Origin of the sequence: Rhodococcus sp. IEGM 1351 (assembly GCF_030056875.1) — a bacterium.
Classification (GTDB): Bacteria; Actinomycetota; Actinomycetes; order Mycobacteriales; family Mycobacteriaceae; genus Rhodococcus_F; species Rhodococcus_F opacus.
In genome coordinates, this window is record NZ_JASHKU010000023.1 from 92,763 (window position 1) to 118,756 (window position 25,994).

Genomic DNA, 25,994 nt, shown 5'->3' on the forward strand with positions numbered 1-25,994 from the left:
ACTGGGAGGAAACAATGGATATTCTGCAACGATCCGACAGCACAATCGGTATCGCGCGCCGTGTGTTCGATTCTTGTGTTGCCCTCGTCTCTGCCACTGCAGCTGCCCCGGTTGCCTTCGCGCTGGCCGAGGGAATGGCGATATCCCGCATTGCACGCGTCGGTCTCGAGGCGGAGGAGTATTCGTCGGACGAGAACCTTCACGATCTCGGCACGGTGATCGAGCTGATCTAGGTCGTGCCCCCACGTGCGTGCCGTCCGCTGCCGATGTCCCCCGAAATCCGGCGGACGGCACGCATTTCCACGCTACTTCCCCAGCAGAGGTGATCACCACGAGCAACGACCAACCAGAACCCCGCCCCGGGGTGGGCCGATGACCATTCTCTCCGGCCTCCGCGGGCAAACCTTCGCTTCCCTCGCCAGCACCAACTTCCGCCGTTACATCACCGGTCAGGCAATTTCCCAAGCCGGCAAGTGGATGCAAACCATCGCCCAATCGTGGCTCGTCCTCGAGCTCTCCGACTCCGCCACCGCGATCGGTGTGGTGATGGCGTTGCAGACCGTGCCCATGCTCCTCGTCGCTCCGTATGGAGGAGTCGTTGCCGATCGACTCGACAAGCGGCGCCTGATGATTGCCCTGCACACACTGATGGGTGTGCAGGCACTGATCCTGGGTGTCCTCACCGTCACCGGAGCAGTCCAGCTCTGGCACGTCTACGTTCTCGCGCTCGTCCTCGGCCTGAACCAGTGCTTTGAAAACCCGACACGCCAGTCGTTTCTGCTCGAGATGGTCGAGGCCGATCACCTTCGCAACGCCGTCAGCCTGCAATCGGTGCTCAATTCCACCGCCCGGATGATCGGGCCCGCCGCCGCCGGACTCGTCATCGCCGCCGGCGGTGTCGGTCTGTGCTTCCTCCTCAACGCTGCGAGTTTCGTGGCGGTCGTCGCCTCCCTACTCGCCCTCGACGTCGGACAGCTGAAGCCGTCACCACCCACGGCCCGGGCCCGCGGTCAGCTCCGCGAAGGACTCACGTACGTCCGACGCTCCCCTCAGCTGGCCGTACCGTTGACCATGATGGCCATGATCGGCTGTTTCGCCCTCGAGTTCCCGGTGGTCCTGCCCGTGATCGCCGACCAGACCCTCGACGCCGGACCGGGCGCATACGGCTTCATCACCGCGGCGATGGGCGCAGGATCCGTGGTGAGCGGACTCGCAGTCGCAGCCTGGGGCCGCACCGGAACCCGCCCGCTCGTTCTCACAGCAACCGCCTTCGGAGCCCTCCTCCTCGTCGCCGCCCTCGCCCCTAATCTGTGGGTCATGCTCGTAGTCATGGCCTGTGTGGGAGCATGCAGCGTCGCCTTCACCTCCACAACCAACAGCACGCTGCAACTCGCCGCCGCGGCGACCACACGCGGACGAGTGATGGCCCTGTTCGGCATGGCGTTCATCGGATCCACAGCCGTAGGCGGGCCCATCGTCGGATGGGTATGTCAGCAATGGGGCGGCCGCGCAGGACTACTCCTCGGTGCCATCGCCTGCCTCATCGCCGCAGCCATCGCAGCACCGCGTCTGAGAAACCGCGACAGTCGAACCCTACCTACTACCTAGTCGTGCGCCTGCTCCACGACCCAGGCCGCGACCTGCGTCCGGGAGGTGAAGCCGAGTTTGGCCAGAATGTGCTCCACGTGCCCCTGCGCGGTGCGGGGTGAGATCACCAGGCGGTCGGCGATGGCCTGGTTGGTGAGACCTTCGGCGATGAGGTCGGCGACTTGGCGTTCCCGCTTGGTCAGTCGCGTCGACGCGTTGGTGGCGGGTGTGGAGGTGCCGGACTGTTGCTCGTGGAGGGCGTAGGCGATTGCCGCATCGAAGTTCAGGCTTCGGCCCTTGCGGTGGGCCTCCTCGAATACTGCGCCTCCGAGCCGCTTCCGCGCTTCCTGGTCGCAGTTCTGTTGGTATACGAGAAGATTGGAATGTATGACCACAGCACTGCCCACCGATCGCGCCAATCCCTCCGCGGCTCCCATCAGCACTGCGGCCCGGGCGGCGTCGCGCCGCTCGCACGTGATCCAGGCCAGCGCCTCGAGGCAGGCAGCGGCGAAGCGGGGGCTGTGCACTTGCCGGGTCAGCTCCAGCGATTGGTCGAGAAGCCGGATCGCCCGATCGGCGTCACCCTGCTGCCACACCGCAATTCCCAGGGCCCACAGCGAATGCGATCGATACACCTTCTCGCCGTGCATTTCCGTGATTGCGAGAACACGCTCGAGGCTTTCGACAGCCTGCTCCGTCGAGCCGGACAGTCCATAGGTCGTCCCCAACAGGTACAGGGCGCTGGTTTCGAGTGTGCGTTCCCCACGTTCGCGGAACTCCGCGAGCGCGGTGTCGAGGCGAGAGCGGGCCCGTTCGAGATCACCGTTGTAGAGCGCCAGCGTGCCGTCGGCGTCGGCGACGAGAGCGCGCATCAACGGATCGCTCGTACCCGCGGTGAGGGTCCGCGCCTCCGCCACGAGCGCGGCCCCGGACTCGAGATCCCCTTGTACGTCGGCCATCACGCTGGCGCAGTAGAGCGCCTTGATCCGGTCGACGGTCGGTTCGACGGGGTAACGAGCCAACAGGTGGTCCAGCCAGCGCCGGCCCTCGTTGTAGAGGCCTTGGGATGTCCAGAACCAGCGGAGTGCGGCGGCGGTGCGCAGGCCGGCGGCGGGGTCGTCGTCGATGCCGAATTCGAGGGCCTCCCGGAGGTTCGGCTGTTCCCGCTTCAGCCGGGCGATCCAGTCGAGTTGGCGGGCGCTGATCCACTCGGCCTCCGCATCGAGCGCCAACGCCTCGTACCAGTCCCGGTGCCGTCGACGCAACGCCACAGCCTCACCGGTCTGCTCGAGTTTCTCGTAGCCGTACTCGCGGAGGGTCTCGAGAATCCGGAACCGCACTACCGACCCGTACTCCTCCCGGATCAGGATCGACTTCTCCACCAACGACGTCAGCGTGTCGAGCAACTCGCCCGGGCCAAGGCCCTCGCCGCACACCCGCTCCGCGGCATCGAGTTCGAAGCTTCCCGCGAACACCGCCACCCGTCCCCACACCAGTTGCTCACCGGCGGTGCACAACTCGAAGCTCCAGTCGATGCACAACCGCAGGGTCTGCTGCCGAGTCGGCGCACCCCGGCTGCCGCGGGTCAGCAGGGCGTAGCGGTCGGTCAGTCGCTCGAGGATCTGCTCGGGCGACATCGCCCGCAATCGCGCCGCGGCCAACTCGATCGGCAGCGGCAACCCGTCGAGCCGGTGACAGATTCCCGCCACGGCCGCCGCGTTCTCCTCGGTGAGCGCGAACCCCGGAACCGCGGCAGCGCCACGCTCGACGAACAACGACACCGCATCGTATTTGGGCAACCCGCGCAGCGAGGGCTTGCGCTCGGGATCCGGGACGGCCAGCGGGGGGACCCGCAGCACCACCTCCCCACCGAGGCCCAAGGGTTCGCGGCTGGTGGCCAGAATCCGCAACCGCGGACAGGTGTACAACAGGGGGCCGGCGAGTTCGGCGACCGCGTCCACCAGGTGCTCGCAATTGTCGAAGATCAACAACACCTGTCGCGGTGCAAGGAACTCGATCAGCACCTCCCGCAGCGGCCTCGCCGAGTGGTCCCGCAATCCCAGTGCGCCCGCGACGGCGTCGATCAGCGACGACTCGTCTCGCAGTTCGCCCAACTCGACGAGTCGTACCCCGTCCGCATACTCGCGCTGCACAGCCGACGCGATCCGCATCGCCAGCCGGGTCTTGCCGACACCCCCGATCCCGGTCAACGTCACCAGCCGGGATCCGGCCAGCAGGTTCTTCGCCTCGGTGAGCTCGTGCCGGCGGCCGACGAAACTGGTTAGTTCCAGCGGAAGATTCCCCGTCGCGCCCGGACTGGAGGTACCTGTGCGCCCCGGTCGTACGTCCGGGCTCCTTCGGTCGTTGCCCTGTGTGCCGGGTTCGGCTCGTAGGGGCATCTCGTCGACCGGGAAGCCGTGGGCGCGTTGCAGGGTTCGCAGTTCCTGCCCGAAGTCGGCGGCAGTGGCCGGGCGCTGACCGGGCTCGCGGGACATCGCCCGGGCGATCACCGCGGACACGTCGTCGGGAATCCCGTGCTCACGCAGATCCGGCATCTTCTGCGTGGTGATCCGTAGGAATTGGGCGACGACCTGCTCACCGCTGCGACGTTCGAACGCGGCATGCCCGGTGAGGGCGCTGAACAGGGTGGCGCCGAGTCCGTAGACGTCGGCCGCCGGAGCCGGTGGGTCCCCTGCGAGCACCTCCGGCGCGGTATACGCCGGCGACCCGGTCACGGCACCGGTGGCCGTCTCGAAGCCGCCGCTGATGTGCGCGATACCGAAATCGGCCAACTCCGGCTCGCCGTAATCGGTGAGCAGGATGTTCGCGGGTTTGACGTCCCGATGCAGGACACCCAGACGGTGCGCCGACTCCAGGGCGCCTGCGATCTTCATCCCGAGCCTCAACGCCTCGCCCAACAGCAGCGGACCGCGGCGGCTGATCCGCACGTCGAGGGAATCCTGCGAGTGGTACGGCATCACGATGTATGGGAGTCCGCTGTCGGTGGCACCGACCTGCAGAATGTTGACGATGTTCGGGTGCCCGGTCAGCCGGCCCATCGCCCGCTGCTCCCGGAAGAAGCGGGCCCGGTTCTCCTCGTCGAGTTCGACGGTGAGCACCTTCACCGCCACCGTGCGATCCAGATCCGCCTGGGTGCAGCGGTAGACCACACCGAAACCGCCCCGGCCGATCTCCTGCACATCGTCGAACCCGGATGCACCAAGTTCGGCGGCCGGGGACGGCGGGTACCGCTGAGTGTCGAGCGGATCACCTTCACCCATCGGACGGTCTACTCACTCCGTCGGCTCGTGGTGCTGCGGGCTGGTCCCCGACGGCACGACCAGCGCAAATATAACCGTGGACTCACCTCTCGAGGGCGTCCTCCCGAGGATATCGCTAACCCTCCAGCGGAGCGGGCCACTGACCAGCACAGCGAGGACACGCACGCCGTCATCGGGGACTACCGGGTGGAGCCCCGCACGACGAGGCGTCCGTGGAGGTGCCCCGGTGGGACCGGCCGGTCCAGGTTGTCGAGGCGGTTGACCAGCAGTGTGACGGCTACGCGGGCAAGGTGTTCGGGCTGCAGGTCCACCGAGGTGATGGGGGGAACGGCGGATCGCGTGTGCTCCGAGTCGGAGCCGCCGACGATCTGCACGTCGCCGGGGACGTCGAGTCCTCGTTCCCGGACCCGCGCGAGCACCCCCGCCGCGTGCCTGCCGGTGAGGCAGTACACCGCATTCGGTGGGTCGTTCCGGTCGAACAGTTCGTCCGCGGCTTCGCGTCCGCCTGCCTCGCCGGTGGTCTCGGGCCGGATGGCGACCAGAGCGTCCTGACCGCGATTCGCCGCCCACGCGCGGTAGGCGGCCTCGGCGCCCAGGTTCCACGAATTGGGATCGGTTCCGGCAACCAGAGCCACTCGCGTCGCCCCCGCGTCCTCGAGGTGCCGCAGCACTCGGTCCGTCATGAGTTCGGTGTCGGTGTCGAGCCAGGCGTCGTACTCGGCCCTCGCCGGGTCCTTCCCGACGGACAGAAACGGCACGCCCTCCCCGAGGAGCATCTCGATGAGGGGGTCGTTCGTGACGGGTTCCGTGATCAGGAACCCGTCGCAGGCGAGGGCGGCGGCGGGCGACTCGTCGCGCGTCGGATCGGACACCAGCATGAGCCCGTATCCGAAATCCATCGCGGCGAGAGCCGCCGAACCGGCGAACCGCAGGAAGTAGTCGACGCCCTCGGGGAGTGACGAATCCAGTGTCTCCAGTGGCCGAAGCACGAGGGCGATCACGCCGAGACGGTTGCTCCGCAGGCTCCTCGCCACCACGTCCGGTCGGTAGCCGAGGGACTTGGCGGCCGAGCGGACACGCTCACGCGTCGCGGTGGCGACGACGCCTTTGCCGCTGAACGTGTGCGACACCGTTGTGGTCGACACCCCCGCGTGCCGTGCCACGTCGGCGATGGTGGGCCTCGATCGCTTCTCCGTCACGCACTCAGGCTACCAACAGCCCGACCTGCACCAAATCGATTTACAAATTGCCTCGCGACGCTCTTGCCCAAATCGATTTGGTTCCGTACGGTGACCGGGGTCACGCCAGATCGGCGATTGCGCCCACCAGCCGCACATCCGTGCTCATCTATCCGGAGGACCCCATGGCATCGACAAAAGCAGACCCGCGTGTGGCGACGCCCGGCGAAACACCGCCGGCCGACCGCGCCGGGCGGGTGGAGACACACGGCATCGACTTCATCCCCGACAGCGAACGGCACGGGCGCGCCCGGGACCTGTTCGCGGTGTGGGCGGCGCCCAACGTGAGCTACCTGGCCCTGGTCGTCGGCGGCGCACTGACCCTGATGGGCGTGTCCTTCTGGCAGGCGTTGGCGGTGATCGTGGCCGGCAACCTGTTCTCGATCCTCACCGGGATCGTCGCCGCCAGCGGACCTGCGTCGGGCACGCCCAGCGAGGTGATCACGCGGGCGATCTTCGGCATCCGAGGCAACCGCGTGAACATCCTCGTGACCAGCTGGTTCATCAGCGTCTGCTACCTGGCTCTGAACTGGGCGGCCGCGTCGTACACGGCGTTCAGGCTCGTCGAACGGTTCGGGATCGAGGCGACCACCCCCGTCAAGGTCGTCATCATCCTGGCGATCGCCGCCGTCACGCTGGCCATCGGCGTGTACGGGCATGCCACGATCGTGCGGCTCTACCAGCCGCTGGCCCTGGTGCTGACGTTGATCTTCGTGGTGATGGCCGGGTACGTCCTCGGTAACGCCGACTGGGGTTACCAGCCGGCGGAGGCACTCCACGGAATCGGCCTGTGGGCGACGGTGGCCGCGGGTGTGTCGATCGTGGCGTCGGCCCCGCTGTCCTACACCAACAGCGCGGACTTCGCCCGCTACCTGCCTGCGACCACCTCGCCGGTCTCGGTCGCCGTGTGGACGGCGCTCGGCGCGTTCGTCCCCAGCGTGCTGTTCACCGCGCTCGGTGCACTCGCCGGTACCGGACTCGACATGGCCGACCCGCAGATCGCACTCGAGACCATTCTCCCGGCGTGGTTCACGCCGATCTTCCTGCTCGCCGTCATCGTCGGCACGATCGCCAACAACGCGATGACCGCCTACAGCTCCGGGCTCGCCCTGCAGTCGGTGGGCCTGCGCCTGCGCCGCTCGCGCAGCGTCCTGCTCGACGGCTCGATGGGTGTGGCCATGACGCTGTACGCCCTGCTCGTCTCCAACTTTCTCGACACCGTCAGCAACATGATGCAGCTCGTCGTGACCGTGATGGGTCCCGTCATGGCCGTGTACGTGGCCGACGTCCTGTGGCGCCGCAACCGCTACGACGGAATCGAGCTCGGCAACGAAACCAGCAGCAGCCCCTACTGGTACAGCGGTGGGATCAACTGGGCGGGAACGGCCGCCGTCTTCACCGGCATCGCCGCGGCCGCGCTCTGCGTCGCCGCGCCCGTCTACACCGGGCCGATCGCGAACGCGGTCGGTGGCGTGGACCTGTCGCTGCCGGTCGGGTTGATCGTCTCCGCATCACTGTACGTCGTGCTGATGCGCTCGTACCGAACCCGCTGATCGACTGTGATCGGCGCGTACACAGCACTATTCACACCGGAACCACAACGAGGACGACGATGACCGAGACCAGTACTGTCCACTCCCACGTCAGCGTGGACGACACCCGGCCCCGCGAACGCGGCATCGCCCGCGGCACGCAGCTGCGCACCGACCTACCCGCGTCCGTGGAACTGTATCTGCGCCTGTTCGACACGGTCGGCGTGAGCGAGCCCCGGACCCGCGACAGCGCGCACCGCCTCGCGGATGTCCTTGCGGCGTGGGGACCCCGGTACCTCGAGGAGATCGAGGGCATCGCTGCCGGCGCGGGGCTCGAGCCCTGGCACGTGATGGCGCTGAACGGCCGGACGGAGATCCTGTCGCAGGCGACCGCGGCCCGCCCCGGCGAGTGCTCCACCATCGCCTACGCACCCGCGGATCGTCCGTCGGCGCCGTTCGGCATCCAAACCTGGGACTGGCACGAGGAACTGGACCCGTACTGGCACACCCATCAGGTGCGCGGCCCCCGCCACAGTTACGTGGGGCTGACCGAGCACGGCATCCTCGGCAAGATCGGGATGAACAGCGCGGGTCTCGGCGTGTTCTTCAACATCCTCGGCCACCGCGACGACGCACCAGCCGGCGTGCCCGTGCACGTCCTGTCGGCGGCCGTCCTCGGTGAAGCCGGAACCGTCGACGAAGCCCTCGAGTTGCTGCGCTCGGCACCGATCGCGACGTCGGGCGCACTGACCCTGATCGACCCCGGCACCGTCGCGTGTGCCGAGGTCAGCCCCGTCGGCGTCGCGACGCTCCGCCCGAGCGACGGATTCCTCACCCACACCAATCACTTCCTCGACCCGGCCAACGCCGCCCGCGAGAAGACCGGTCTGTACGAGCCGGACTCGCAGGACCGCTACGGTCTGATCGCCTCCCGGCAGCAGCGGTACGCCGAGCCGACCGTGGCCGATCACCTCGTCGAGTACCTGTACTCCGATCCGGGGCAGCCCCAGGTGTGCTGCGTCCCCGCCCCGGATGCGGTCTTCGGTCAGCGCTGGGCCACCCTCGCGACAGTGCTGCTCGAACCCGAGCACCGCCGTACCCGCATCCTCGCCGGCACACCGATCGACGCCCGCCGAAGGTCGTGGACCACGCTCGACGCCACCGAGGCCGCCTGCGTCGTCGGCGGGTGACCCCGCGGCCTGTCCCGGGTACGTGAGCGGCAAAGCGTGTGCCCGCACTCTTTCCCACTCACCTGGGGTCAGGACACCAGATTCGCTGAGGCCCAGTCCATGTGTGTCTGAATCGCTTTGGCCGCTTCGTCGGCGTCGCCGGTCTCGATGGCGTCGACGATGGCGCTGTGGCGACCGACGTCCATGTTGCCGACGGCGCGGTCCAGGCCGGCGAACATGATCGACATCCGGATGGATCCTTCGAGGGAGATCCACGAGTGCAGGAGTGTGTCGTTGCCGGTGAGAGAGCACATGGTGCGGTGAAAGTTCAGGTCGGCCTCGATGCGGGCTTCGAGGACGGCGGTGTCCATGACGTCGAGGGCGGCGCGCAGTTCCGCGATGACGGTGGTGCGGTCGGCCAGGCCGGCGAGTTCCCGGACAGCAAGTGCCTCGAGTGCGGCGCGGACGGCGAAGATGTCGCGGATCTCCTTGGAATCGAGGTGCCGGACGTACAGCCGGCCCCGCGCACCTGCGGAGATCAATCCCTCCTGCTGGAGTTGCCGCATCGCCTCGCGGAGCGTGCCGCGGCTGATCTGCAGCATCTCGGACAGTTCGGTCTCCACGAGCGGGCTGCTCGGCGCGAGTTCCCCGCTGGTGATCGCGACCCGCAGGGCGGCGACGGCTTGCTGACGGAGGCTGGTCTTCTCCAGCCCGAGCAGTGCGGCGGGTTGTCCGGCCATGGGTGCCTCCGTGGGGTCAGCGATCAACTGTCGACAGCGGTCTGTTGACAGCAACCTGTTGACAGCCATCGTACGGCCCGCGCCGCCCGGCCTGCGGCGTGGGCCGTACGCGCTGGTCATGCCAGTTCGCCGAGAACCTTGGCGACGATCCGGTCCGTGCTCAGGCCGTACCGCTCGTGCAGCGTGGGCAGGGCACCGGCGTCGAGGAACTGATCCGGCAGTGCGATCGGCACGACGCGCTTGCCGAGTCCGGCCGTGACGACCGCGGCGGCCACCGTCTCGAACAGACCGCCGATCACGGTGTGGTTCTCCAGGGTGACCACCAGGCGGTCGGTGTTCACCTCCGCGAGGACGGTCTCGGCGTCGAACGGTTTGATCGTCGGCGTGTGCACGACCGCCACGTCGACGTTGTGCGCGGCGAGTCGGTCGGCGGCCTGCAGCGCGCGCATCGTCATCAGCCCACTGGTGACGAACACGACGTCGTTGCCGCCGCGGAGCACCTTGGCCTTGCCGAGTTCGAACGTGTAGTCGTACTCGTCGAGCACGGTCGCGACCTTCCCCCGCAGCAGCCGCAGGTAGGTGGGACCGTCGGAGGCGGCGAGCTGCGGGACGGCCTGTTCGATGTCGATCGAGTCGCACGGGTCGACGATGGTGAGGTTGGGGATGCCCCGGAAGATGGCGATGTCCTCGGTGGCCTGATGGCTGGGCCCGTAGCCGGTGGTCAGTCCGGGGAGGCCACCGATGATGTTGACGTTGAGGTTCGGTTCGGCGATGTCGAGGCACAGGAAGTCGTAGGCGCGGCGCGCAGCGAACACCGAATACGTGGATGCGAACGGCACCAGGCCGGTCTCGGCCATTCCGGCGGCGGCTCCGAGCAGGAGCTGCTCGGCCATCCCCATCTGGAAGAACCGGTCGGGGAACTCCTGCGCGAAGATGTGCATGTCGGTGTACTTGGCGAGGTCGGCGGACAGGCCGACGATCTTGTCGTTCTCCCGGGCAGCCTTCACCAGGGCGTGCCCGAACGGCGCGGACGTGGTCTTCTGGCCGTCGTCGACGAACGAGGCGATCATGGCCGAAGTCTTGAGCTTCGGCTTACTGGCGGTAGTCATGTCAGGCGTCCTTGTGGTCGAAGCCGGCGGTGAGTTGGTCGCGGCAGATCTGCCACTCGTGTTCGTCGATGCGCATGAAGTGCGCCTTCTCCCGGGACTCGAGCAGGGGCACACCCTTCCCGACGCGGGTGTCGCAGAGAATGATCGACGGTCTGCCGTCGGATTCGGCGGCGGCGTTGTCGAATGCGCGCACCAGTGCGGTGACGTCGTTGCCGTCGACGCGTTCGACGTGCCACCCGCAGGCCGCCCACTTGTCGTGCACGGGTTCGGTGCTCAGCACCGTCGAGGTCGCACCGTCGGCTTGGAGGGCGTTGATGTCGACCATCGCGGTGAGATTGCCGAGCCGGTGGTGATGGGCGCCCATCGCCGCCTCCCACGTCGAACCCTCGTCGAGTTCGCCGTCGGACAGGAAGTTGAAGACGCGGGCGGTGGAGTGCTGGTGACGCAGCCCGAGGGCCATCCCGACCGCGATGGTCAGGCCGTGGCCGAGGGAGCCGCCGGAGATTTCCATGCCGGGGGTGTACGTGGACATTGCCGACATCGGGAGGCGTGAGTCGTCGGAGCCGTAGGTTTCCAGTTCGCTGCGGTCGATGATTCCGGCCTCGGCGAGTGCGGCGTAGAGGCCGATGGCGTAGTGGCCGGTGGACAGCAGGAACCGGTCTCGTCCTTCCCATGTGGGATCGTCGGCGCGGTAGCGCAGTTGGTCGGCGTAGACGGTGGCGAAGATGTCGGCGGCCCCGAGCGCTTGCCCGACGTATCCCTGGCCCTGTTCCTCACCCATGTCGATGACGTTGTGCCGCATGCGGTAGGCGAACTGTTCGACGGTCGCGATGCGCGACACGTCACTGGCCGTGGCTTCGGCCGCGGTGGTGGCGGTTGTGATGGTCACAGGAGTTCCTTTTCCTTGCGGATCGTGTGCGTGGTCGACGTCGGCGCGTCGGTGCTTTTGGAATCGGTGCGCGCCGCAGCCTCGGCGGCGAGGCGCCGTTCGGTGGGTCCCCAGGTCTCCCTGGTGATCAACGCCGCCCACAGTCCGATCAGGGCGTACGTGCTGAACAGCAGCGCCGGACCCCACCAGCCGAAGGAGACGAACAGCAGCGTCGTGACGAAGGGGGTGAAGCCGGAGACCATCGCCGAGATCTGGTAGGCGAGGGACGCTCCCGAGGCTCGGCGCGAGGCGTCGAACAGTTCGGGGAACCACGCCCCCTGCGCTCCCGCCATCGAGTTCTGGCAGACCGCGTAGGCGATCACGATGGTGGCGATGACCAGGATGAACAGGCCGGTGTTGACCAGAAGGAACATCGGGATTCCGAACAGTGCCGCGAAGGCGCAGGACGCGATGTAGACGGGGCGTCGTCCGATGCGGTCGGTGAGTCGCGCCCAGGCGACTGTGGCGAAGATGCCGATCGCGGACGCGATGCACAGGGCGACAAGGGTTTCGGACTTCCCGGCGAGACCCTGGTTGTGCAGGTAGGAGATCATGTAGGTGATCGACACCGCGTACCCGGCTGTCTCGGCTACTCGCAGAGCGATGCCGCGCAGAATGTTTCGCCAGTCGTACTTGATGGATTCGAGCACCGGGGACTTGACGATGTCACCCTCGTTCTTGACGTCCTCGAAGACCGGGGACTCGGGCACCTTCGACCTGATGACCAGACCGACCATCACCAGGACGATGCTGGCGAGAAACGGTACCCGCCAGGCCCAGTCGCCGCCGAGGTGCACGCTGAACAGGAACACCAGGTTCGCCAGCAGCAACCCGACGGGGAAGCCGGCCTGCACGATGCCGGTGAATTTGCCCTTGGACTTCCAGGGGGCGTGCTCGTAGCTCATCAGGATCGCGCCGCCCCATTCGGCGCCGAAGGCGAGGCCCTGGACGACGCGGACGAGAACCAGCAACACCGGCGCGATGAGCCCGACCTGCGAATAGGTGGGCAGCAGGCCGATCGCGAAGGTCGCGAGACCCATCGCGATCAGTGATGCCACCAGCACGGGCTTGCGGCCCAGCTTGTCCCCGAGATGTCCACCGAGCACCCCGCCGAGCGGGCGCGCAGCAAAGCCGACACCCAGCGTCGCGAACGCGGCGAGTGTTCCGGTGACCGGGTCGGCGCCCGGGAAGAAGGCGGTACCGAAGTACAGCGCGGCGGCCGTGCCGAAACCGATGAAGTCGTACGTCTCGATGACGGCACCCACCGAGGAGCCGATTGCTACGCGCTTGGCGTCCTTCGTGCCATGGACAGGACCTCGCATCCTGAGTGTTTCGGTACTCATGGGGACTCCTCTTCGAGCTGCCGGTTCCAACGATTGCCGCTGATTTGTTGACTGTCAACAGTGCGGTTTCACCAGTGTGATCCGAGACACGTCAATATGTCAACCGTTACCCGCCGACGGTTGACTGTTAACAGTCGATCGGCTTACTGTGGTGGCAGTCACCTACCGCGTCGTCGACCGCCTCCCCTGCTCTCCACCGCACCGGACGGCACGCGCGATTCCAGCAACAAGAGGAGCGATCATGTCGTCCATCCAGCGCACCGCCGTCGTCACCGGCGCCACCTCCGAGCGCGGGATCGGTCTCACCACCGCCCGCCGCTACGCCGAAGAGGGCTGGGCGATCGTCGTTCTCGACCTCGACGGGGAAAAGTCCGCGAAGGTCGCCGCCGAGATCGGGAACGAGTTCGGTGTCCCGGCCTTCGGTCACGACATCGACGTCGCCGACGAGAACTCGGTTCAGCGGGCACACGACGCCGTCGCCGCCGAAGTCGCCGGCGGCAACCTCCCCGCCGTGGGTGCGCTCGCGAACATCGCCGGCATCACGTCGCCGGTGCCGTTCCTCGAGACCACCCTGGAACTGTGGAACAAGGTGATGGCGGTCAACGCCACCGGCACCTACCTCGTCACCCGCGCGTTCCTGCCGGCCATGATCGACAACGGCTGGGGACGTGTGGTGAACATGTCATCCGTCTCCGCCCAGCGTGGTGGCGGGGTCTTCGGGAAGGTGCCCTACTCGTCCGCCAAGGCCGCGATCCTCGGTTTCACCAAGTCCCTCGCACGTGAACTCGGCGACAGCGGAGTCACCGTCAACGCCGTCACCCCCGGTGCGGTCGACACCAGCATCCGCGTGGGCAGCACCGCCGAACAGGAAGCCGCACTCTGCCGCGACATCCCACTCGGCCGGGTCGCGACCACCACCGAGGTCGCCGCCGTCATCACCTTCCTGTCCTCGCAGGACGCCGCGTACCTCACCGGCACCACCGTCGACATCAACGGCGGCAGCCACCTGCACTGAGTCGGTGCAGCCACAGCGGTTGACGGTGCCGACCGTCCACCGCCCGAATCCATCCCGGGACACCCGATGATCGACCACACGACAGTTCACGACGACCCGCCGACGACCGCCGCCGAACGCTGGGGATGGCGGTACCGCGCCCACTGCCGCACCACCGAGCCCTCCGTCTTCTTCGCTCCGGACGGCGAACGACGCGGCGCCCGGGTCAGGCGCGAACGACGCGCCAAACAGATCTGCGACGAGTGCGTCGTCGCCCGGCAATGCCGCGCACACGCAACCGATCACCGCGAGACCCACGGAATATGGGGTGGCACCACGGAAACCGACCGGCGCAGAGCTGGACGGGCCAGATAGGTTCGGAAAAAAATCGGCGAGTGTGTCGATCCATGTCACTCCCCGTTCGACCTGAGGTGAGAAGGTCCAAGAGGGACCCCGACATCCAAGGAGACGGAACCATGAAGTACATGCTGATCATGCGCGCCACCGACGAGACCTTCGCGGCGTTCCAGGACGCTGATTTCACCGAGATCATGGACTCGATGGGCAAGTTCAACGACGAGATGATCCGCGCCGGTGTGCTGCTCGCGGCCGAGGGACTGGACCCCGACCCCGAGTCGGGTGTGGTGGTCGACTACTCGTCCGAGACACCTGTGGTGACCGACGGCCCCTACGGCGAGACGAAGGAGTTGTTCGGCGGCTTCTGGATGCTCAACGTGGCATCGAAGGAGGAGGCCGTCGAGTGGGCCAAGCGTGCCCCGATGGCCGGTCCCGGTTCCAAGGCGGAGATCCGCCGGGTCGCGACGATCGACGAGTTCCCGCAGGACAACGTGTGGATCCAGAAGGAGCGGGCGTGGCGCGAAGCGACCGGTCAGCTCTGAGCGGGTCGACGGGTGACGGTCACACCGGGCGTGAGGCCGTCGCCGCCGTCTGGCGGATCGAGTCGGCGCGGATCGTCGGTGCGCTCGCGCGGTACACCGGCGATTTCGCGCTGGCCGAGGACCTCGCCCAGGAGGCGCTGGCCGAGGCGCTCGTGAGCTGGCCGCGCGACGGGATCCCCCACAACCCTGCGGGATGGTTGCTCACCGTCGGCCGCCGCCGGGCGATCGACGCGTTCCGCCGACGCTCCGCCCTCGACGAGAGGTACGCCGTCCTCGCCCACGATCTGGGCGAGGGCGGGGCCGTCTCGGGAAGCGCGCCCACCGATCCGGCCAAGGGCACCGGGGACGTGCTGTGGGATCCGGACCAGATCGACGACGACATGCTGGCGTTGATGTTCATCTCCTGCCACCCCGTGCTGTCGCGGGAGGCGAGGGTCGCGCTCACCCTGCGGGTGGTCGGCGGTCTGACGAGCGACGAGATCGCCAAGGTGTTCCTCGTCCCGACCGCGACCGTACAGGCCCGGATCACCCGGGCGAAGAAGACCCTCGGGGCGGCCCGGGTGCCGTTCGAGGTGCCGCTCGCCGCAGAGCGGACCGAGCGACTCGGCTCGGTGCTCAGCGTGATCTATCTGATCTTCACCGAAGGGTCTTCGGCCAGCTCCGGCGACGATCTGATCCGCCTCGACCTCGCGAGCGAGGCGCAGCGCCTCGCTCGTGTGCTGACCCGGCTGGTGCCCGACGAGCCCGAGGTCCACGGCCTGCTGGCGCTGCTCGAACTGACCTCCGCGCGGTTCCCGGCCCGCACCGGGTCGGACGGCGAGCCGGTGCTGCTCGAGCACCAGGACCGCCGCCGCTGGGACCGGACCGCGATCCGGCGGGGACGCGCCGCCCTCGTCCGCGCGGAACAGGTCGGCCGGGGCCTGGGCGCCTACGGCTTGCAGGCGGCGATCGCCGAATGCCACGCCGTCGCGCCGTCGGTCGACGCGACGAACTGGGAGCGGATCGTCCTCATCTACGAGGCACTCGGCCGCCTCGCGCCGTCACCGGTGGTGGACCTCAACCGGGCGGTGGCGGTGTCCATGGCCCGGGGACCGGCCGCGGCGCTGCCGATCGTGGACGAGTTGGTGGCCGCCCAGGCGCTGTCGAACTCGCACCTGCTGCCGAGCGTTCGCGGCGAACTGCTCACCCGCCTCGGCCGCACCGACGAGGCGCGCACCGAATTCGAGGAGGCCGTCCGGCTGTGCGGCAACGAGCGCGAGCGGACGGTGCTGGGGCGTAAGCTCGCCGACCTCCGCTGACGAGCAACGACCGGTTGACCTAGACGGGTGAGGCAAGCGCGGCGTGACGGTACGCCGTCGTCTCGAAGTCCAGGTAGCCGCCGAACGACACGGGGTCGGCGAACGGCAGGATCTGGGTGGCCCAGTACCCGGCGATTCCGTTGCGGCGATCGATCCAGTAGTACGAGTTGGCGAGCCCGGCCCACCCGAGCGACCCCCGCGGCCGGCCGGTGGGGGCGTCCTCTTCGTTCACCATGAACGTGTACGCCCACGACTTTCGCTGTCCGGGAAAGAATTCGGCGTCGTTGGTGAGGGCGGGTATCACAGCCGGCAGCATCCCGACCTCTTGTCCCTCGAGGCCGTTGCACACGGCCGCCTGCACGGTGTCGGCCCGAAGGACTCGCCCACCGGGCGCGTCTCCGTCGTTCAGCCACATCCGCAGGAACTTCAGGTAGTCGCCCACGGTGGAGTACAGGCCGTGCCCGCCCATGTGAATCTCGGGATCCTGCGGCAGCACCAGATCCAACGGAGTGAGCCGGCCGTCCTCCTCCCGCTGGTGGATGGTCGCGCGCCGGGCCGCCATCGATCCGGTCAGGGCGAAGGCTGTGTCGTGCATGTCCAGGGGCGCGAACACCCGCTCGGCCATCACCTCGCCGAGCCGCTTGCCGCGGATCGCCTCGACCACCTGACCGGCCCAGTCGATGTTCGTCCCGTACTGCCACTTCTCGCCCGGGTCGAAGAGCAACGGTGTGGTCAGCGACGCCCGGGTCGCGGTGATCACGCCGGGCTGGTCGTGCTCCACACCCAACCGGTTGTAGGTCTCGTCGAAGAAGTCGTACCCGAACCCGGCGGTGTGCAACAACAGCATCCGCGTGGTGATGTCCCGCTTCGGCGCCCTCAGCACCGGATCGCCGTGGGCGTCGAATCCCTCGATGACCTGAATGTCACCGAGCTCCGGAACGTATTCGCGGGCCGGCGCGTCGAGGTCGAGCAGACCCTCCTCGGCGCACTGCAGCACAGTGGTCCCGGTGATCGCCTTCGTGGTGGAGAAGATCGCGAAGACGGTGTCGGCGGTCATCGGCTCGCGATCGGCCAGGGACCGCACCCCGGCGGAACCCTCGAACACCGTGCGGTCGCGATCGGTCACCATCGCCACCACTCCGGGCACGCGCGGCGCATCATCCTCGGTCACGCTGTCGAGAACCTTGCCGAGCGCGGCGTTGAGATCGGACATCCCACTCTCCTGTCGTGTCTGTGGTCACTGATCGAACGTGACGTTATGACCGGGTGGCGGGTGGCGACGTCTCAGATCGGCACAGCACGTCTCGGTTCGGCACAATCCGGGTGGCGGGCGTCACAGTTGCGCTGCGACCAGGTGTGACCACCGAACGAGGAAACCCCCGGCTGCCGTGGCAACCGGGGGCCGACCTCGACGCTCGCCTCGATCAGGTGCCGACGTAGGCCGCGAGGTGCTCGCCGGTGAGGGTGGAGCGAGCGGACACCAGATCCTCCGGCCTGCCCTCGAACACGATCCGGCCGCCGTCGTGGCCGGCGCCCGGACCGAGGTCGATGATCCAGTCGGCGTGCGCCATGACCGCCTGGTGATGCTCGATGACGATGACCGATTTACCGGAGTCGACGAGCCGGTCGAGCAGTCCGAGCAGCTGTTCGACGTCGGCGAGGTGCAGGCCGGTGGTCGGCTCGTCGAGGACGTAGGTGTCGCCCTTGTCGGCCATCGCGGTGGCCAGCTTGAGCCGCTGCCGTTCGCCGCCGGACAGTGTGGTCAGCGGCTGTCCGAGGCTGAGGTAGCCGAGCCCGACGTCGGCGAGCCGCTGCAGAATCTTGTGAGCCGCCGGGATCCGTGCCTCGCCGGAACCGAAGAACTCCTCGGCCTCGGCCACCGGCATCGCGAGCACTTCGGCGATATTCCGGCCGCCCAGCGTGTACTCGAGCACCTCGGCCTGGAAGCGCTTCCCCTCGCACTCCTCGCACGGGGATTCGACGGTGGCCATCACGCCCAGGTCGGTGTAGATGACACCGGCGCCGTTGCACGTGGGGCAGGCACCCTCGGAATTGGAGCTGAAAAGTGCCGGCTTCACGCCGTTGGCCTTCGCGAACGCCTTGCGGATCGGCTCGAGCAATCCGGTGTAGGTGGCCGGGTTGCTTCGCCGGGAGCCTTTGATCGCGCCCTGGTCGATCGACACCACGCCGTCCCGCCCGGACACCGAACCGTGGATCAGCGAGCTCTTGCCCGAACCCGCCACACCGGTCACGACCACCAGCATGCCGAGTGGAATGTCGACGTCGACGCCGCGCAGGTTGTGGCTGTCTGCGCCTCGCACCTCGAGCGCGCCCGACGGTGTGCGCACCGACTGCTTCAGCGACGCGCGGTCGTCCAGGTGCCGCCCGGTGAGCGTGTCACTGGACCGCAGACCCTCGACGGTGCCCTCGAACACCACCTGGCCACCCTCGGTGCCGGCGCGCGGGCCGAGGTCGACGACGTGGTCGGCGATCGCGATCGCCTCCGGCTTGTGCTCCACGACCAGCACCGTGTTGCCCTTGTCGCGCAACTGCAGCAGCAGGCCGTTCATCCTCTGGATGTCGTGCGGGTGCAGGCCGATGGTCGGCTCGTCGAAGACGTAGGTGACGTCGGTGAGCGACGAACCGAGATGCCGGATCATCTTCGTGCGCTGCGCCTCTCCTCCGGACAGGGTGCCCGACGGCCGGTCGAGTGAGAGGTACCCCAACCCGATCTCCGTGAACGAGTCGAGGAGATGTTGCAGCCCGCTGAGCAGCGGCGCCACCGTTTCCACGGCGACCCGTCCTCCGTCCGCTCCTCGCTCCTTCGTCGCTGCGATGCTCCGTCGTCCTCCTGTCGCCGGCGGTTCGTCCAGACCCCGGACCCAGTCGGCGAGGTCGCTGATCTGCATCGTGCAGACGTCGGCGATGTTCTTCCCCTTGATCTTCGACGACCGCGCCCCCTCGCTGAGTCGGGTGCCGTCGCAGTCGGGACAGGTGGCGAAAGTGATCGCCCGCTCCACGAACGCGCGGATGTGCGGCTGCATGGCGTCGACGTCCTTGGCCAGGAACGACTTCTGGATCTTCGGGATCAGACCCTCGTACGTCACGTTGACGCCCTCGACCTTGATCTTGGTCGGCTCCTTGTAGAGCAGGTCCTGCAACTGCTTCTTGGTGAACTTCGCGATCGGCTTGTCCGGGTCGAAGTAGCCGCAGCCCCGGAAGATGCGGCCGTACCAGCCCTCCATGCTGTAACCGGGGATCGTCAGCGCCCCCTCGTTCAGCGACTTGCTGTCGTCGTACAGCGCCGTCAGGTCGAAGTCGGTGACCGCGCCCCGGCCCTCGCATCGCGGACACATGCCGCCGGTGATGCTGAAGCTCCGCCGCTCCTTCGTCTGCTGGCCACCGCGCTCGATGGTGACCGCGCCCGCGCCGGAGATCGACGCGACATTGAAGGAGAACGCCTGGGGTGAGCCGATGTGCGGCTTCCCGAGCCGGCTGAACAGGATGCGGAGCATCGCGTTGGCGTCGGTGGCGGTGCCGACGGTGGAGCGGGGGTTCGAGCCCATCCGCTCCTGGTCGACGATGATCGCCGTCGTCAGCCCGTCGAGAACGTCGACGTCGGGTCGCGCCAGTGACGGCATGAAGCCCTGCACGAAGGCGCTGTAGGTCTCGTTGATCATCCGCTGCGACTCCGCGGCGATCGTGGCGAACACCAGCGAGCTCTTGCCCGAGCCGGAGACACCGGTGAACACCGTCAGCCGGCGCTTCGGGAGCTCGACACTGATGTCCTTGAGGTTGTTCTCGCGCGCGCCGTGCACGCGGATGAGATCGTGACTGTCGGCAAGGTGCAGATCCGGCGACCCTGAATCTTCCCGTCGCTTCGCTCGCCCCGTCGTGCCCGCCTTCGTGGCCGTGCTCATCGTGTCTCCCTCTGTTGGGCGGAGCCGCCTTCGCGGTCTCCGTCGGCGTCGATCAGCGCAGTTCCTGGATGCGAACCATGTTGCCCGCGGGATCGCGGAAGGCGCAGTCACGGACTCCGTACGGCTGCTCGGTCGGCTCCTGGACGACCTCCGCGGAGTCGCTGGCCTGCAGTTTCTCGAAGACGCCGTCGAGATTCCTGGTGGCCAGGTTGATGGCTGCGTAGGTACCCTTGGCCATCATCTCGGTGATGGTGCGGCGCTCGTCGTCAGTGATGCCGGGGTCGGCGGCCGGCGGATGCAGAACGATGGATGTGCCGGGCTGGTCGGCCGGGCCGACCGTGATCCAGCGCATCCCGTTGTAGCCGACGTCGTTGCGGACCTCGAAGCCGAGAGTGTCGCGATAGAAGGCCAACGCGGCGTCCGGGTCGTCCTGCGGGAGGTAGGTCTGGTGAATTGTGATGTCCATGGGATCACGATAATTACGAATCAGCGACCTGCGCTTCTCGATTCCTGATCGGTCTGGTGATCTGTTTCGCCACGCACGACGGAATGCCCGCCGTCGCGTCCGCCTCCTGGCGCCGGTAGGTGCTGGGCGGGACCCCGGTCAGCTCGGTGAACCGCGTGCTGAAGGTGCCCAGCGACGAGCAGCCGACCGCGAAGCAGACCTCGGTGACGCTGAGGTCGCCGCGACGCAGCAGCGCCATCGCCCGCTCGATGCGCCGCGTCATCAGGTACGAGTACGGGGACTCGCCGTACGCGAGCCGGAACTGGCGGCTGAGGTGCCCGGCCGACATGTTCACGCCGCGGGCGAGCGACTCGACGTCCAGCGGTTGCGCGTGCTCTCGATCGATCCGGTCACGGACGCGGCGCAGCAGCGCGAGGTCGCGTAGGCGCTGGTTCTCAGCGGTACTGCTCGTCACACACGAAATCGTGCCACGTCGCACCGGAGTTGCCTAGCGTTTCCCGCCGCACCCACGCTCCTCACGCCGGGTCGGGCGTTGCCCCTCGACAGTGGTCGACGAGCGAGACCTGTTCGTCCGGGGCCGGCGGCCGGTCCCGCTCGGCTCCGTCCACGTGGCGAGCTTCCACTGAACCCAGCTGCTCCCAATAACTCTCCGAACGCGCCAGCGGAGTTCGCCGAAAATCCATGCGCCGCCCTCCCTGGGTTGCCAGGTGCAGTCGTTTCCTGGGGCACCCGGGCCGCCGCGACCGTTACCGCGTCGCCGCGGCCCGCCACCCCTCCGCGTCGAGTCTTCCCCGCACCGCGAAGCCGAGACAGGGCCGTTCGGCCCTACCACCACGAGGTCGGGCGGCGTCATCGACGGCTGCCGCCGAGATCAGTAATGTTGGATGGCGTCCGGCCGTCTCACGCGGCCACGCTTCCGGAGCGCCTCGATCACCGAGGAGGAGCGGATGACCGAGATCGATACCTCGCGCGAGCAGTGCCTCGTCGATTCTTTGCGTGCACGCGACGAATCGGCATTCGCCGAACTGGTCGACCTGCACACACCGATGATGCTGCGCGTGGCGCGAGGGTACGTGGCCAGCGCCGAGGTCGCGGAGGACGTCGTACAGGAAACCTGGATCGCCGTGCTCCAGGGCATCGACCGATTCGAAGGCCGCTCCACCCTCCGTACCTGGCTGTTCCGGATACTCGTCAACATCGCCAAGAAACGGGGAGTGCGGGACCGGCACGATGTCGACGCCGCACTGGCCGCCTACACGGGCAGCGCCTCCGTGGACCCGGCCCGGTTCCTGCCGGCATCCTCCCCGGAGGATCCACACCACTGGGCGACTCCGCCGACCAGCTGGCCGGAGACCCCCGAAGGGTCGGTCCTGGGTGCGGAGGTCCTCGACGTCGCCGGCCGCGAACTCGAGCACCTACCCGACCGCCAGCGGATCGTGGTCGTTCTGCGTGACGTCCTCGGCTACGACGCCGAGGAAGTGTCCGCGATGCTCTCGATCACCCCGGCGAACCAGCGGGTGCTGCTGCATCGGGGTCGCGCACACGTGCGCCAGGCCCTCGAGGACTATCTTGGAACGGGAGCGTGAGATATGGACTGCCAGGACCTCGTCGAACTCGTCACGGCCTACCTCGAGGATGACATGGATCCCGATGCCCGGGTCCGATTCGAAACCCATCTGGGCGAATGCCCGGGCTGCGCCACCTATCTCGAGCAGATCGAGCTGACGGTGCACACCCTCGGCGCGCTCCCGCCGGACGAGCTCGATCCGGCGTTGCGGGACCGCCTGCTCGCCGCGTTCCGCGACTGGCGCTAGCGGCGGAGAACTCACCGCGAAATAATGTCCGGCAGGGTGTAACGTTTCGCGCCCTGGCGGACACCATTCGAGTAGCCGTGAACGTCGGGTTCGCGGCACTCGGACAGGAATTCAGACCATGAACGCCACACATTCGCACCAAGACGACCGACGCACCCACCGCGGCTCGCTGCGGAAGCGGGTCGCGACAGTGGTGGTGGCTGCAGCCGCACTCGGCGTCCTTCCCGTCGGCGTCGCGGGCGCGGTTGCCCCGGCCGCGGAACACCCGGTCGCCGCAGTGGCCGCCCCTGACACCGGTCGCGACATCCCCGCCGGCAACGACGATCGGACCCGCGATCGGCAGCGCGACCAGCGTCAGGAACGCAGGGCCGAGAACATGCCCACCGATCAAGTCCCGATCATCTGGAACGTCATCCCGTCATAACGGCTGACGCTCTCCGACCACAGTCCAGATGTCATGCCGTGGAATGGCACTCGGCAGAGTGCCCGTCCGAGGCCGTTGTCCGCCCAGAGTAATTGCGTCCGCCGCCCCGGCACGTCCGTCAGGTGCGCAATCCGTCAGCGGGAGTTGTCGAGGGCGTCGTGGCACGGGTGTTCGTTTACATCAGACACCCGCCATCGACAATTGCGTCCCGAGCCGAGTGAACACCTCCGGGAACGGTGGTGTCGCGACGCACGGGGAGATGATCTGCGATCCGAAATGTGCGACGACGAGGTCGAGTTCGCGGGAGACGAACAACCGCTGGCCGTGGATTCCACTCGCCATGAAGGAGTCGAACGGGTCGTTGAGGATCCACCAGTAGTCCCGGTAGCTCATCGTGGCAGGCGAATTCGCCGACGCTCGCGGCAACCGCACCTGAGCGGTCGCTCCCTCGGGGACGGTGCTGATCGCACGCACCACCGACGCCGGCACGATCTGGCGGTCGCCGAGAGCGCCGCCGCAGCGAAGCATCTCCCCCACCTTGGCGATGTCCCGGAGGGTGGCCGCGGAGCCTCCGCAGGCGGTTTCGACGCCGGCGGCGTCGAGGATGTACCGGGCGTCCTCGTCGGCACCGATCTTCGACCAGATCAACTCGCTCATCAGGTCCGAGACGGTCGCGCCGGTGACGCGGCTGATCAGCGCGCCCATCGCCTCGCAGCTTCCGTTCTCGTAGTGGAAGACCTCGCCGTACGGGCCGGTCGCGCGGGCCGTTTTCAATCGGTCGAGCAGGGTGGTCGGGCCGTCGTATCCGTCGGGCCGCATCCCGGGAGCCACGACTGCCCACCACCGGTGTGCCTCGACCTCACGATGGAACTTTCGTCCCCCGTAGGCCACCTGTGTCGTCATGTCGAGCAGATGACGAATAGTAGCGTCACCGAACGCCGTTCCCGCCAACTCGGGAACGTATGTGGAGACCTGATCGTCCCGCGTGAACAAGCCCTGGTCCTCGAGCATCCCGGCGAGCAGGCCGATGAACGCCTTGGCCATCGACGCAGTCAGGTGCAGGTCCTGACGACGGAGGCCGTGCAGGTACTGCTCGTAGACAACCGCGCCGCGGTGCAGCACGATCATCCCGTCCGAATGCGAGTCGACGAGGAACTGGTACAGCGTGCTCGCTCCCCCGCCTCCGGACTCGACGGCGAGCCGTGAGAGGTCCTGCAACTGCTCCGGCAGTTCCCGGCGCGGACCGTCGCCGCGCCACACTCGACGCGTGGGACCGGTCTCGCCGACGGCCGTCGCCTGCCGGCGGACTTGCACCGGGTCGGTGAATCCTTGCGTCCATTTCAGTTCTGCGAGTGGCAATTGCGACACAGCGGATCTCCTCTGTCGGATCGGGATACGTGCTGGGGAACATCGAGTTTCAGGCCGGTGCGGCAAGGGCGGCGCCTGCCGTCGCGAAAACGGCGAGGCTGACGACGGCGGGAATCAGGAGGCCGAGTGGGCGGGGGTCGTCGGCGCGCCGGCGGTATCGGCGGTGCCGCGTCACGGCGCCTACTCCCACCGCCGCGGCAGCGCCGCAGGCTCCGGCCACCGCAACGACGTGCGCGAGGTGCGGGTGGACGATCGCGGAACGCACGACTGCGGCGAGGCACAGGCAGACCGCAGGTAACGTGCGGCCCCACGCCAGCACCGTACGTTCGGCCTGCAACCCCGGTGGCGGCGCGGTCACGTCGCCGCCCAGACGACGCCGAGCGCGGCAGCGAGACACACACCCGCGACCACGGCCGGGGCCAGACGCGATGCCGGTAGCGGCACGGCGCGGCGCATCGCGGACTGCACGGACCGCCACCGCAGCAGCGCACCGACCGCGACGATCGCGGCCAGCAGGATGCAGACCGCACCCAGCGTGTCGTGGAACGCGGATCCGCCTCGCGGCAGATAGAACTGGCTGACCGCGACCCCGCCCGCCAGAAGAGCGAGCGCGGTACGGATCCAGGCCAGGAAGGTCCGCTCGTTGGCGAGCGTGAATCGGTAGTCGGGCTCCGTCTCCGTGTCGGCGCTCACGGGAGCAGAAGGAATCGGGCGATGCCGTTCTTCTGGATCTCGGAGGATCCGGTGAGGATCCGGAACATCCGCAGACGCTGGAACAGCGATTCCACCTCGCGGCCGCGGACGACACCCGATTTACCGTGGATCTGCACGGCGGCATCGGCGATCGCGAACGCCTTCTCCGCCACGAACAGCTTGCACATGAAGGCTTCGATCCGCGGCCGCTCGCCCCGGTCGAGCGCGGCGAGTGCGTCGTAGGTCATCGACCGAGCCGCGTAGTAGTCGGTTGCCATGTCCGCCAGCCGGTGCTGGATGCTCTGCAGCATGCCGAGCGGCGCGCCCTGCACCTGTCTGGTGCGGGCGTAGCCGACGGACAACTCCAGGGCTCGGCGTGCACCACCCAGCGCCGTCGGGCAATGCAGGAGCCGGTTGACCGTGACGCGACCGAGCCCGATCTTCAGACCCTGCCCCACCTCACCGAGCAACTGTTCCGGTCCGACATAGCAGTCGTCGAGAACGATGTCGGCCTCGATGTGCTGGCCCGACATCGGGGTCTCGCCCTGCTGCACCGTGCATCCCGGGGTGTCCAGGTCGACGAGGAACGCGGAGTAACGCGGGCCGCCGTCGCCGTCGTCTGCCATCTTCGCGATGAGGATGGAGAAGTCCGCGAACGGTCCGGCGGTGGAGAACACCTTGTGACCGGTCAGGCGCCACCCGTCGCCGTCCGGGGTGGCGGTGGTGAGCATGCCGCGCACGTCGGAGCCGGCGTCGTTCTCCGTGAGCGAGAAGCAGCACGCGCGCTCGCCGCGCGTGACGGGGAGCAGGTACTTCTCGATCTGGTACTCGGTGGCGTACTGGAAGATGCTGCCCACCCGCAGCGGTCCGCCCATGTCGCCGAGTACCGAGGTCGACAGGACCCGCGGTGACGCGCCCACTTCTTCCTTCAGGGCGGCGAGTTCGGTGAACGACAGTCCCGCGCCGCCGAGGTCCGCGGGCAGGCTGACACCGTAGAAGCCGAGTTCGCGGCTGCGTCGCCACACCGGCTCGAGCGTCTCGCGGGTGTACACGCTCCCGGAGGTGAGGCCGAGTTCGCGTTCGTAGTCGGCGAGTTCGCCGTCCAGGTAGTCACGCAGCCGTGCGACGAGGTCGTGCAGGCGAGGATTGTCGTCGTAAGTGGGGTTCAGGGTGAAGGTCATCGGAGGCTCC

Annotated in this window: 25 protein-coding genes; 11 read left to right on the top strand and 14 right to left on the bottom strand. The window is 67.8% G+C overall.

All coding sequences use genetic code 11. The features are described 5' to 3' along the window. The first annotated feature begins 14 nt into the window (after positions 1-14). Positions 15-233, top strand: coding sequence for a hypothetical protein (locus tag QM806_RS31635; protein WP_120659987.1), 219 nt, complete (start codon positions 15-17; stop codon positions 231-233). 139 nt (positions 234-372) lie between these two features. After that, on the top strand, positions 373-1,608 hold the full coding sequence (locus tag QM806_RS31640) for an MFS transporter (protein ID WP_283293987.1): 1,236 nt from the start codon (positions 373-375) through the stop codon (positions 1,606-1,608). Here QM806_RS31640 and QM806_RS31645 read toward each other — a convergent pair. After that, positions 1,605-4,868, bottom strand: coding sequence for a protein kinase domain-containing protein (locus QM806_RS31645; protein WP_120659989.1), 3,264 nt, complete (start codon positions 4,866-4,868; stop codon positions 1,605-1,607). The two genes, QM806_RS31640 and QM806_RS31645, sit on opposite strands and share 4 nt — an antisense overlap. A 179-nt stretch (positions 4,869-5,047) precedes the next feature. Next, positions 5,048-6,067, bottom strand: coding sequence for a LacI family DNA-binding transcriptional regulator (locus QM806_RS31650; RefSeq protein WP_283293988.1), 1,020 nt, complete (start codon positions 6,065-6,067; stop codon positions 5,048-5,050). A 164-nt stretch (positions 6,068-6,231) separates the two neighbouring features. On the opposite strand from QM806_RS31650, the gene QM806_RS31655 reads away from it, so the two are divergent. Next, positions 6,232-7,659 carry a purine-cytosine permease family protein gene (locus QM806_RS31655; RefSeq protein WP_133985867.1) on the top strand — a complete coding sequence of 476 codons (1,428 nt, stop codon included), beginning with the start codon at positions 6,232-6,234 and terminating at the stop codon, positions 7,657-7,659. Positions 7,660-7,718: 59 nt separating this feature from the next. Continuing rightward, positions 7,719-8,828 (top strand): C45 family autoproteolytic acyltransferase/hydrolase, encoded by a 1,110-nt coding sequence (locus QM806_RS31660; protein WP_133985866.1) that lies wholly within the window; start codon positions 7,719-7,721, stop codon positions 8,826-8,828. A gap of 68 nt (positions 8,829-8,896) precedes the next feature. On the opposite strand, the gene QM806_RS31665 is transcribed toward QM806_RS31660, so the two are convergent. The 4 genes from QM806_RS31665 to QM806_RS31680 form a co-directional block, all read right to left on the bottom strand. Then, positions 8,897-9,547: a GntR family transcriptional regulator gene (locus tag QM806_RS31665; protein WP_005237856.1), complete on the bottom strand. Its 651-nt coding sequence runs from the start codon at positions 9,545-9,547 to the stop codon at positions 8,897-8,899. 116 nt (positions 9,548-9,663) lie between these two features. Beyond that, positions 9,664-10,656 carry a transketolase family protein gene (locus QM806_RS31670; RefSeq protein WP_043792541.1) on the bottom strand — a complete coding sequence of 331 codons (993 nt, stop codon included), beginning with the start codon at positions 10,654-10,656 and terminating at the stop codon, positions 9,664-9,666. 1 nt (position 10,657) lies between these two features. Further along, positions 10,658-11,545 (bottom strand): transketolase, encoded by an 888-nt coding sequence (locus QM806_RS31675; protein WP_005571540.1) that lies wholly within the window; start codon positions 11,543-11,545, stop codon positions 10,658-10,660. After that, positions 11,542-12,927 (bottom strand): MFS transporter, encoded by a 1,386-nt coding sequence (locus QM806_RS31680; RefSeq protein WP_005571539.1) that lies wholly within the window; start codon positions 12,925-12,927, stop codon positions 11,542-11,544. The genes QM806_RS31675 and QM806_RS31680 overlap by 4 nt, the downstream gene beginning before the upstream one ends. A 241-nt stretch (positions 12,928-13,168) precedes the next feature. Between QM806_RS31680 and QM806_RS31685 the strand changes: the two genes are divergently transcribed. The 4 genes from QM806_RS31685 (at position 13,169) to QM806_RS31700 (ending at position 16,118) form a co-directional block, all read left to right on the top strand. After that, positions 13,169-13,942, top strand: a complete 774-nt coding sequence (locus QM806_RS31685) for an SDR family NAD(P)-dependent oxidoreductase (RefSeq protein WP_005260751.1) — start codon at positions 13,169-13,171, stop codon at positions 13,940-13,942. A 66-nt stretch (positions 13,943-14,008) separates the two neighbouring features. After that, the gene (locus QM806_RS31690; protein WP_169693291.1) at positions 14,009-14,296 is read left to right on the top strand and encodes a WhiB family transcriptional regulator; all 288 of its coding nucleotides are present in this window, start codon (positions 14,009-14,011) and stop codon (positions 14,294-14,296) included. Between the two features lie 101 nt (positions 14,297-14,397). Further along, positions 14,398-14,820, top strand: a complete 423-nt coding sequence (locus tag QM806_RS31695; RefSeq protein WP_005237862.1) for a YciI family protein — start codon at positions 14,398-14,400, stop codon at positions 14,818-14,820. Continuing rightward, on the top strand, positions 14,793-16,118 hold the full coding sequence (locus tag QM806_RS31700; protein WP_120659995.1) for an RNA polymerase sigma factor: 1,326 nt from the start codon (positions 14,793-14,795) through the stop codon (positions 16,116-16,118). The genes QM806_RS31695 and QM806_RS31700 overlap by 28 nt, the downstream gene beginning before the upstream one ends. A 19-nt stretch (positions 16,119-16,137) precedes the next feature. Here QM806_RS31700 and acmB read toward each other — a convergent pair whose 3' ends face one another. From acmB to QM806_RS31720, 4 genes are all read right to left on the bottom strand, one after another. After that, on the bottom strand, positions 16,138-17,331 hold the full coding sequence (gene acmB, locus QM806_RS31705; RefSeq protein ID WP_005260754.1) for a methyl acetate hydrolase AcmB: 1,194 nt from the start codon (positions 17,329-17,331) through the stop codon (positions 16,138-16,140). A 211-nt stretch (positions 17,332-17,542) separates the two neighbouring features. Beyond that, positions 17,543-20,038: an ATP-binding cassette domain-containing protein gene (locus QM806_RS31710; protein ID WP_064080224.1), complete on the bottom strand. Its 2,496-nt coding sequence runs from the start codon at positions 20,036-20,038 to the stop codon at positions 17,543-17,545. A 52-nt stretch (positions 20,039-20,090) separates the two neighbouring features. After that, entirely contained in the window at positions 20,091-20,504 is a 414-nt protein-coding gene (locus QM806_RS31715; RefSeq protein WP_005260756.1) for a VOC family protein, read from the bottom strand. Between the two features lie 13 nt (positions 20,505-20,517). Next, positions 20,518-20,958, bottom strand: a complete 441-nt coding sequence (locus QM806_RS31720) for a helix-turn-helix transcriptional regulator (protein ID WP_065488468.1) — start codon at positions 20,956-20,958, stop codon at positions 20,518-20,520. A 430-nt stretch (positions 20,959-21,388) separates the two neighbouring features. Here QM806_RS31720 and QM806_RS31725 point away from each other — a divergent pair, with 430 nt between their 5' ends. The 3 genes from QM806_RS31725 to QM806_RS31735 all read left to right on the top strand — a co-directional run bounded on the left by QM806_RS31725 (position 21,389) and on the right by QM806_RS31735 (position 22,742). Beyond that, positions 21,389-22,090, top strand: a complete 702-nt coding sequence (locus tag QM806_RS31725) for an RNA polymerase sigma factor (RefSeq protein ID WP_120659997.1) — start codon at positions 21,389-21,391, stop codon at positions 22,088-22,090. Between the two features lie 3 nt (positions 22,091-22,093). Continuing rightward, complete coding sequence (locus QM806_RS31730; protein WP_283293993.1) at positions 22,094-22,318, top strand: anti-sigma factor family protein; 225 nt, start codon at positions 22,094-22,096, stop codon at positions 22,316-22,318. Between the two features lie 118 nt (positions 22,319-22,436). Then, the gene (locus QM806_RS31735; RefSeq protein WP_169693290.1) at positions 22,437-22,742 is read left to right on the top strand and encodes a hypothetical protein; all 306 of its coding nucleotides are present in this window, start codon (positions 22,437-22,439) and stop codon (positions 22,740-22,742) included. A gap of 180 nt (positions 22,743-22,922) precedes the next feature. On the opposite strand, the gene QM806_RS31740 is transcribed toward QM806_RS31735, so the two are convergent. The 4 genes from QM806_RS31740 to QM806_RS31755 are packed head-to-tail and all read right to left on the bottom strand — an operon-like array spanning position 22,923 to position 25,984. Continuing rightward, positions 22,923-24,110 (bottom strand): serine hydrolase domain-containing protein, encoded by a 1,188-nt coding sequence (locus QM806_RS31740; protein WP_054248778.1) that lies wholly within the window; start codon positions 24,108-24,110, stop codon positions 22,923-22,925. 49 nt (positions 24,111-24,159) lie between these two features. After that, positions 24,160-24,468, bottom strand: coding sequence for a DUF202 domain-containing protein (locus tag QM806_RS31745; protein ID WP_133985862.1), 309 nt, complete (start codon positions 24,466-24,468; stop codon positions 24,160-24,162). Continuing rightward, positions 24,465-24,803: a YidH family protein gene (locus QM806_RS31750; RefSeq protein ID WP_005260762.1), complete on the bottom strand. Its 339-nt coding sequence runs from the start codon at positions 24,801-24,803 to the stop codon at positions 24,465-24,467. The genes QM806_RS31745 and QM806_RS31750 overlap by 4 nt, the downstream gene beginning before the upstream one ends. Then, complete coding sequence (locus QM806_RS31755; protein WP_005260763.1) at positions 24,800-25,984, bottom strand: acyl-CoA dehydrogenase family protein; 1,185 nt, start codon at positions 25,982-25,984, stop codon at positions 24,800-24,802. The genes QM806_RS31750 and QM806_RS31755 overlap by 4 nt, the downstream gene beginning before the upstream one ends. Positions 25,985-25,994 lie beyond the last annotated feature (10 nt).